General features: G+C 71.1%; 6 protein-coding genes. 5 read left to right on the top strand and 1 reads right to left on the bottom strand.

Going from position 1 to position 8662, the window contains the following annotated elements; genetic code table 11:
• The coding region (locus FLL47_RS35240) for a polymorphic toxin-type HINT domain-containing protein (protein ID WP_144126983.1) at window positions 1-3358 on the top strand (3358 nt) is incomplete at its 5' end.
• A gap of 17 nt (window positions 3359-3375) precedes the next feature.
• Window positions 3376-3894: an Imm1 family immunity protein gene (locus FLL47_RS35235; protein WP_144126982.1), complete on the top strand. Its 519-nt coding sequence runs from the start codon at window positions 3376-3378 to the stop codon at window positions 3892-3894.
• Between the two features lie 149 nt (window positions 3895-4043).
• On the opposite strand, the gene FLL47_RS35230 is transcribed toward FLL47_RS35235, so the two are convergent.
• Entirely contained in the window at window positions 4044-5024 is a 981-nt protein-coding gene (locus FLL47_RS35230) for an ArsR/SmtB family transcription factor (RefSeq protein ID WP_144126981.1), read from the bottom strand.
• Between the two features lie 66 nt (window positions 5025-5090).
• On the opposite strand from FLL47_RS35230, the gene FLL47_RS35225 reads away from it, so the two are divergent.
• From FLL47_RS35225 to FLL47_RS35215, 3 genes are all read left to right on the top strand, one after another.
• On the top strand, window positions 5091-6296 hold the full coding sequence (locus FLL47_RS35225; RefSeq protein ID WP_144126980.1) for an MFS transporter: 1206 nt from the start codon (window positions 5091-5093) through the stop codon (window positions 6294-6296).
• A 356-nt stretch (window positions 6297-6652) separates the two neighbouring features.
• Window positions 6653-7813, top strand: coding sequence for an RICIN domain-containing protein (locus FLL47_RS35220; protein WP_222106341.1), 1161 nt, complete (start codon window positions 6653-6655; stop codon window positions 7811-7813).
• 276 nt (window positions 7814-8089) lie between these two features.
• Window positions 8090-8539: a GNAT family N-acetyltransferase gene (locus tag FLL47_RS35215; RefSeq protein WP_144126979.1), complete on the top strand. Its 450-nt coding sequence runs from the start codon at window positions 8090-8092 to the stop codon at window positions 8537-8539.
• Window positions 8540-8662: the final 123 nt, after the last annotated feature.

Here is an 8662-nt window from a genome sequence, read left to right as displayed (position 1 = left end):
GGCGACAGCCGCCGGGCGTGCCGCGGCCGCCGCGACGCGAGCGGGGGAGGCCGCAGCCAACGCCCGCGGTATGGCGGCGCGCGCGGCCGTGTTCGCCAACGAGGCGGGACCGGCGCGCCAGGCCGCACAGGAGGCCAGCCTCAGCGCGCAGCAGGCGCGGGAGTTTGCAGCGAAAGCCGACCTGGCCGGTAAAGCGGTCACGGCCAGCAACAACGCCATAGCGGCAGCCGAGCAGGCGGCAACGTTCGCTTTGGCGGCGGCCGAGGCCAACGCGGAGGCGGTCGGTCACGCCAATGCCGCCGGCGCGGATGCCGCCGAGGCCGTGGCAGCGGCACAGCGTGCCCGCGCCAACGCGCTGCGGGCGCTGCGGGCGACGCAAGCGGCCAGGCAGTACCTGCAGGTGGCGATCGAGGCCACGTTCGCCGCACGGGACGCGGCCCTGCGGGCAGCCGTCAACGCCGATGCCGCCGCGCAGGCGGCCATCGAAGCGGCCGACCACGCCGGCGAGGCCGCACAGGCGGCATCGCGGGCGACCGAGCACGCCAACGCCGCGACGGTGGCGGCGCAGGCCGCGGTCGACACGGCGGCCCTGGCCGCCGGTGTGTTCCAAGCGGCCCGGGTGGCCGACGCCGAGCGCCTGGCCGTGGTACGTGACCAGGGCATCGAGGCGGCGCAGGCTGCCAGCACGCAGTATGAGGCCTACAAGCGCCAGGCGGACTGGGACCTGGAGCAGACCGCCAAGCGTGATGCCGAAACCAACCAGCTGCTCGCGTTGGCGCAGAATCCGGCCACCGAGCACGCGCAGGCGGTGGCCGCCGCGCGGCGGGTCGCGCTGACGCTGGCTCAGGGGCCGGGCGCGTGGACGCAGGAGGCGGCGCAGACCGCGCTGGCCGGTGACGACCTCGCGGTGCTGGCGTTCGCGCGGACCGGTGCCGCCGCGGCCGCGGCGCGCGACGACCGGCTCGCCGTGATGAACCTGGCGGTCACGGACAACACGGCGCTGGCGACCGCGGCGAAGACGGCCTTGGCCGGCAGCGACGCCACCATGCGCCAGTTCCTGCGTACGCAGAACTATCCGGGTCGGTACACGCAGGACCGGTTGAAGGTCAACCAGATCTTGGCCGCCGCCAACACCGCCGGTGACGTGGTGCTGGCGCAGGCGGCGCAAGCGGCGCTGAATGCCGAGACGCTGCAGGCCCTGCGCGACTTCCTCGACAGCGGCCGGCACACCGCCGCCGCGATCGGCGAGCGGGTGATGGTCAACCAGGTCGCCGCCGCGGGCGGTCCCGAGGTCAAGGCCGCGGCGCAGATGGCGCTCGACGGTCCGGCGCCGGCGCTGCGGGAGTTCCTCAGCACCGGCCAGTACACCGCCGCCGAGCGGGACTACGAGGGTGCGATCCACCTCGCGGTCGTGGGCGGGATGCTCGAGAAGATCAACCAGGTCGCTGAGACCGCGGTGCAGAACTCGCTGCTGGCCCATGCGGTCGCCGCGCAGGCCCGCAACGACGCCGCGCAGGCCGCGGACTACGCCGATCAGGCGGCGGAGTCGGCGAACAAGGCCGCCGCATACGCGATCAAGGCGACTGCGTATGCGGCCGAGGCTGCGCAGTCGGTGGACAAGGCCACTGCGGCGTTCAACACGGCCAGGGCCGCAGCCTCCCGCGCCAGCACGTCGGCCCGCAGCGCCATCCGGTCCGCGGGCTGGGCCGTCCTGTCCCACCAGGCCGCCGTCAAGTCCGCCAACGACGCCGGCAGAGCCGCCGCAGAAGCCGAGAAACTGGCGATCCTCGCCGGCGCGGACGCCGCGGCAGCCCGCGCGGCAGCGCAGGCGGCATACGACGACTACGTGTACGCACGCGGCATCGAGATCGTCAACTGCAACCGCGAGTACACCTCGGAACTGGCCACGAACTGGGAGAGGTTCTTCGACCCGGCCGGCAACGCGCACCGCGACTGCGTCGAAAACCTCATCGGCTCACCCGAGGACCTGGCCAATCGCGCCTACGCCAACGCCGCGTTCTGCGCCTACTTCCCTGAAGGCAGCCAGCAGTACCAGAACTGCCTGCACTCGACGCTGGATCCCGCGTTCCGCATGCTCCAGCCCCTGGTCCCCGTCGTCGAGTTCGCCAAGACGGCGACGGCGATCCTCCTGCCCGTCGGGATCGGTTTCGCCGGACTGTGCCTGGCCACCGTCGCCTGCGGCGCCGCCGCCGGGGCGCTGCTCACCCTCTTCGAAGTCGGCTCCAACGTCATCAAACTGATCAACGGAGATCAGACACTCGGCCAGACCCTGCTCAACCTCGGCCAGGTGGCCCTCGAATCCCTGATCTTGTTCGGGATCGGCAAGGCGCTCAGCGCCGGATTCCGCAGCCTCAAAGCGCTCTACATCGCCGCGCAGAACGCCAAGCGGGCACAGGCGCAGATGGAGGTGGCCAACCTCGGCCGGCTGCAACAGCTGACCATCGCCTGGCTGCAGAGCTGCACCAACAGCTTCACCCCCGGCACACCGGTGCTGCTCGCCGATGGCAGCACCAAGGCCATCGAGGACGTCCGGGTCGGCGACCGCGTACTGGCCACGGACCCGCAGACCGACGTGACGCAGCCGCGACCGGTCATCGACACTCTCACCGGCGCGGGACACAAGCGCCTCGTCGAGATCACCGTCGCCGACCCCGGTGACGGCAGCCAGGGCTCGATCACCGCGACCGACAACCACCCGTTCTGGGTCCCGGACCTCAGGCAGTGGGTCGCCGCGGGCGAGCTGCACGCCGGCCAGTGGCTGCGTACCAGCTCGGGCACGTGGGCGCAGGTCAGCGCCGTCGAGGCGCGGACCGAGCGGGCCAGGGTCCACAACCTCACCGTCGCCGACGATCACACGTACTACGTCAAGGCGGGCTCCTCGCCCGTCCTGGTGCACAACACGACCTGTCCGACGTTCGTCATAACGGCGCTGACCTCGCTGCTGTCCAAGCGTGCGACCACCGGTCACCTCTTCAAGCCCGACGGCACCCGCGTCGGGCCGGAGATCTCCAGCGGCGACAACGATCCGGCCCGGCTCGCCATCGAGGAGTACCTGCGGGGCAGGCCCGGCTGGCCGAGCAACGGCGGATTCTGGTCGGCTGGGCACGCCGACACCAAGTTCGCCTGGTGGGCGCGGAACAATGTGGCGTACGACCCCGACACGCCGGTCGAGTTCGTCCTGGTGATCAACAATCCGGCCGGGCCGTGCCCGGGGACCTACAACTGTCCGGCTGCCATGGCGCAGATCCTGCCGGTGGGCTGGACGATGAAGATCTGGTGGCCGGGCACGACGGTTCCCAAGACCGTCATCGGAGCCGGCCCGCCGCCGCTGCCGTGAACTTCCGTGGAGCCGCAGTGACACTCAATGTTTGGATCCGCCGAAACTGGCATCACGCGGACACCTGGCCGCAGATGCAGGCCCTCATCAGCGAGGTGATGCACAACCTGAGGCCCGAAGGCGTCATCGACATCGGCGGGGTCGGCTACCCGACCGCAGGCGAGACCGCGCACTTCGCGTTCTCGGACAGGCGGCTGCTCGACGACGCCGACTGGCCCGCCAGTGACCTCTGCGTAGCCGTCAACACCGTGACGGGCTACGGCGGGCTCATCTGGCAGGCGGTCAGCACCGACCCCGAAAGCGGCGACATCGACCACCAGGTCTGGTTCTCGAGCAATCCCGAACCGCCGCCCTTCGATCCACGGGTGGTCGCCGACCCGCACATGCCCACGTTCCACCGTCCGAGCAACGTACTTCCCGCCGCGCTGATCCGGGCCGCCCTGGAGCAGTACTGCAGGACCGGCACCGGCGACCGCCCGACCTGCGTCGACTGGGTCCGTGCCGGGCACGGGCAGCGCCTGGACGATGGACCCTAGGGGGTAGCGAAACCTCATCGCGGATGTGCCGGCCTGGTGCGTCCGGTCGGCGGCCGTACCGCTACCGGACGCACCAGGCTTTTCGCGGCCCTGCCACCGGGCTGAGCCGTACGCGCAGCTCGCGGCCGCCCCGCCCCGCCGGCCGGGAGTCAGGCACCGGCGGTGGCGGTCAGCGCGTCGCCGAGCGGGGTCCGCCGGTAGAGCACCGACCGGCCGGAGCGGGCACGGTCGACCAGGCCCGCACGCAGCAGCACCGCCAGATGGTCTCCCACCGCGCCGGCAGCCAGGCCGAGCGAGCGCGCGAGCTGCGTCGTGCTGGCCGGATCGGCGAGCGCCTCCAGCAGCCGCGCCCGCGCCCTGCCGACCAGCGCGGCCAGGGCCTCGGCCGGTGGCGGGTCCGGCTCCCACAGCGCCGCCACGCCACGCGCAGCGTAGATGATCGAGGGATGCCAGGGCTGCTCGCTGTGGGCGGCCACGCCCGGCCAGATGAACACCGACGGCACCAGCAGCAGGCCCCGGCCCGCCACGTCGACGCGGGCGTCGAGCAGCTGCGGGATCTCGATGCCGCCCTCGTGCCAGCGCACCCGCGGCAGGCCGTCGAACGCGGCTGCCCAGCCGGACCGGCCGAGGTCGGCTGAGCGGCGCATTACATCGCGTTCGCAGATCACCCGCAGCCGCAGCCAGTCGGCGGCCAGCAGGTGATGCCAGGCCCGTTCCAGTACACCGGCGAGCAGGCTGGTGACGTCCGGGTCGTGCAGGACCGCCAGTGCGCCGGGATCGTGGCAGGCCCGCCAGGCGAGGCAGTCCCGGATGTCGCGGCGGGCCAGGGCCAGTGGGGTCGCGCGGACGGTGGCGAGGTCGTCGTCGATGGTCTGCGCCAGGCCTGCCGGGGGAGGGGCCAGGAAACCCGGTCCGCGGCGCAAGGAGTGCAGCGCCACCACGGCCCGCATCGCCGGGTCCGCCGACAGCTGCTCGTACGCCGGTCGCAGCCGCGCCGCCCAGCCGGGTGGCAGGCGCTGCTCGCGTGACAGGCCCGCCAGGATGCGGATGAGGCTGTCGAGCTCGAACAGCGGCGAGATCGCGAACCGGCTGTGCAGCAGGTCGTCGGCGGTGACCTCGAACCGGAGCATGTCCCGACCTTACGTCGCTGCACGAAACATTCGCCGGTCGACGCCCCGGTCCGCAACGCTCGCCCGGTGACGCAGACGAAGCAGGCCACGTACCGGGACGTGCTGGCCGAGCCGGTTTACCGCACCCTGTTCCTGACCCGGACGCTGTCGATCGCGGCCGGGTCGCTGCGGATCCTGGCCCTGTCCGTGCTCGTCTTCGACCGCACCGGCTCGCCCGTACTCACCGCGCTGACGTTCGCGATCGGGTTCGTGCCGCAGGTCGTCGGCGGGACACTGCTCGCCGCGCTCGCCGACCGGCTGCGGCCCAGGCCGCTGATCGTGACCGGATTCCTGCTCGACGCCGCCGCCGCGGCCGCCCTGGCACTGCTGCCGCTGCCGGTCGGCGCGAGCCTGGCACTGCTCGCCGCGGTGGCGGTGTTCGGCCCGGTGTTCAACGGGGCGTCCAACCGGCTGATCGCCGAGCAGCTCACCGGCGACGCGTACGTACTCGGCCGGGCCCTGTCCAGCGTGGCCTCCGGCGGCGCGCAACTGCTCGGGCTCGCGTTCGGCGGCGCGATCGTCGCCGCCCTGTCACCCGGCTGGGCGCTGCTCGCGGCGTCGGCCGGCGGCCTGGTCTCGGCGATCTGGGTGCGGCTGGCGCTGCCCGACTTCGCGGCGCCGCCCGCCGCGACCGGCTCGGCGGTCGGGCAGAGCTGGCAGGTCACCGCCTCGCTGCTGCGGGATCGTCCGGTACGCCGGCTGCTGCTGGTGCAGTGGCTGCCGCCGGCGTTCATCGTCGGGGCCGAGGCGCTGGTGGTGCCGTACGCCGCCGAGCGCGGCCACGGCTCCGCCACGGCGGGCGTGATCCTGGCGTGCGCGCCGCTGGGCATGGTCGCCGGCAACCTCGTCTACAGCCGCCTGCTGCGACCGGCGATGCGCGAACGGCTGGTCGCCGTGATGATCGCCGGGCTCGGCGGGCCGCTGGTGCTGCTGGCGGCCCCGGTGCCGGCGGCCGTGGCCATGGCCGTCATGTTCGCGGCCGGGGCGGCGTTCTGCTACTCGCTGGGTGTGCAGCGCCCGTTCCTGGACGCGTTGGCGCCGCAGGTGCGCGGGCAGGCGTTCGCGCTGCAGTTCACCGGCCTGATGACGTTGCAGGGCGTCGGGCCGGTGCTGCTCGGGGTGCTGGCCGAACGCACCTCGACCAGCACGGCGATGGTCGTCGCCGGAGCCGGGGCGGCGGCCGTCGGCGGCTGGTGGTGGCTCACCCGCGAGCCCACGCCCCCTCTTCCATGATCAAGACCCGGTCCTGTCGTCACGGGCGGCGGTGGCGGACGGGCGACACAGCCTGCCGGACGAAAACCTTTTCGGCAATCCTTCCGTGCAGATGGTGGGTCCGTTCAGATGTTCTGGCCGCTGCCGACCGATACATCGGTGTCGGGAGGAAGCCTGATCCCCTGGACCGAAATGATTTCGGCCGAGATTGGCACTGATTTTCTTCCGCCGGGTCCGCACACCCCTGACCACGCAACACTGCGCACGCGGACCCCACCGAAGCGCGATTGATCGATGATGGTGTATTGCCAACGGGTGTGTCGGTGGGTTTAATCGCTGGCGGGTAGGCGATCGTTCACACCTCGAAGGATGTGACCATGCAAAAGCCCGGACGTGTCCGCGCTCTCGCCTGCACCCTCGCCACGGCAGCCGCCTCGTTCGCCGTCGTCGTGTTGGCCGGAGCCCAACCCGCCCAAGCCGCCACGACCTTCACCTCGACCGCGGTGAACCAGAACGGCGGCAACTGCGCGACCCTGCCCAACAACAGCACCGCCAACGGAACCCAGCTCACCCAGTCGGCCTGCAACGGAGCAGGCAGCCAGAACTTCACGTTCACCCCGGTGAGCGGGACCACCGACCAGTTCGCGGTCGCGACCGCGGCCGCCGGCAGATGCGTGGACGTCAACGGGGCCTCCACAGCCGACAACGCCACGATCATCCAGTGGACGTGTCACAGCGGCACCAACCAGCGGATCCGCCTGGTGCCCGTCGGCATCGCCGGCACCGACAAGACGTTCAACCTGCAAACCGTGCACTCGGGCAAGTGCCTCGTACCCTCGGCCGGATCGGCGAGCGCCGGCGTCGGCCTCGTCCAACTGCCGTGCAGCTCCGCGACCTCGCGCGTATGGCGGCTGCCCAACCACACCAACGGCGGCGGCAACCCGACCACACCGCCGGAGAAGACCGTCCGCGTGTACTGGCTCAAGCCCTCGGACGTGGCCTACGACCAGCGCTGGCCCGACGGCATCGCCAACGTGATGCGCGAGGCCCAGCGCTACTACCGGCAGGAGCTGGGCAAGACGTTCACGCTGAACACCCAGGTGGTCGAGGTCGTCAACGGCGATCACGTGAAGTCCTGGTACGAGAACACGCCGAACGGCAGCGACCGCTACTGGTGGTCGGTGTTCAACATGCAAGAGGAGCTGCGGCGCAAGCTGTCCCTTCGCGCACCGGACACCCGCTGGATCAACGTCGGCCTCATCAGCGCGGAGGGCCCCGGAGCGGGCGGCGGCGGCGGTGGCGGCTGGGTGATCCTGTGCCAGCACGACGCCGACGGCGCAGCAGGCGTGAACGGTCCCATGAACCGCTGGTACGGCGGGATGGTCCACGAACTCGGCCACGCTTTCGGCCTGCCCGACTCGTCGTCGACCGATGGCACACCCATGTCGGCATCGTTCTACAGCTACCCGAACACCCACTTCAGCCAGGCGCAGAAGACCCAGATCCTCAACGGTCCGTACGGCACGTTCCTGTCGTGACCACCCAAGCGGTCGTGCGGAAGCCGGCAACGGCCGACTTCCGCACGGTCGTTTTCGTCTCTCGCTGAAGCCCGGCAGCTGCGCGTCCTCAGCGGCTTGGACGAAAGCGCGAACCGGCGTGGTTCCACCGGCGCTGCGCCACACCGGCGCGAACCGCATACGTCCGCAGGCGGGTGGCTCTTCGAACTTGATGGGGTCCGAAGGCGCCCGAGGTTGTCGGCGCGGGCACGGACAATCCGGTGGCTGGGCCCGCATCCGGCCGCTATTGTCCGCCGAATGCGACTGGAGAAGATCACCCCGAAGAACTATGAGACGGCTCTTGCGCTGTCTGTGCGCCCCGATCAGGAGGATCTGGTCGCGCCGGTGGTCAAGTCGCTGGCCGAGGCGTACGTCTTCGCTGACCGCGCCTGGCCGAGGCTGATCTTTGACGGCGACCGGCTGGTCGGCTTTGTGATGGCCTTCCTCGACATCCCATGGGGCAGCAATCCCGACGACCTGCGCTCCGGCCTCTGGCGGCTGAACATCGCGGCCGACGCCCAGGGAAACGGCTACGGTCGGTTCGCCGTCGAGGCCGTGTCTGAGGAGATCCGCGTACGCGGCGGCACCCGGGCATACGTCACCTGGGCGCCTCGCGCCGGAGGTCCAGAAGAGTTCTATCTCAAGCTGGGCTTCCAGGCGACCGGCGAGCAGAGCGGTAGCCAGACCGTCGGCGTCCTGGACCTTTGAAGATCCGGATCGAACCGCTGACATTGCATCGATCGCGGCTCGGCCTGTGTCTGCGGCGTTCACGCGAACGCGGCGACGATGTTGTTCCATCAGCCGCAACCGGTCGAGTGCCCATCTGGTTGT

The sequence above is a fragment of the Catellatospora sichuanensis genome (genome assembly GCF_007483665.1).
GTDB lineage: Bacteria > Actinomycetota > Actinomycetes > Mycobacteriales > Micromonosporaceae > Catellatospora > Catellatospora sichuanensis.
Note: the sequence above shows the minus strand (reverse complement) of the source record. Positions and strands in the feature narration are given on the sequence as shown.

Bases quoted from the DNA above. Each gene is read 5' to 3' on its own strand.
- FLL47_RS35230 (WP_144126981.1), bottom strand. From the start codon at position 5,024: ATGCTCCGGTTCGAGGTCACCGCCGACGACCTGCTGCACAGCCGGTTC.
- FLL47_RS35220 (WP_222106341.1), top strand. From the start codon at position 6,653: ATGCAAAAGCCCGGACGTGTCCGCGCTCTCGCCTGCACCCTCGCCACG.
- FLL47_RS35215 (WP_144126979.1), top strand. From the start codon at position 8,090: ATGCGACTGGAGAAGATCACCCCGAAGAACTATGAGACGGCTCTTGCG.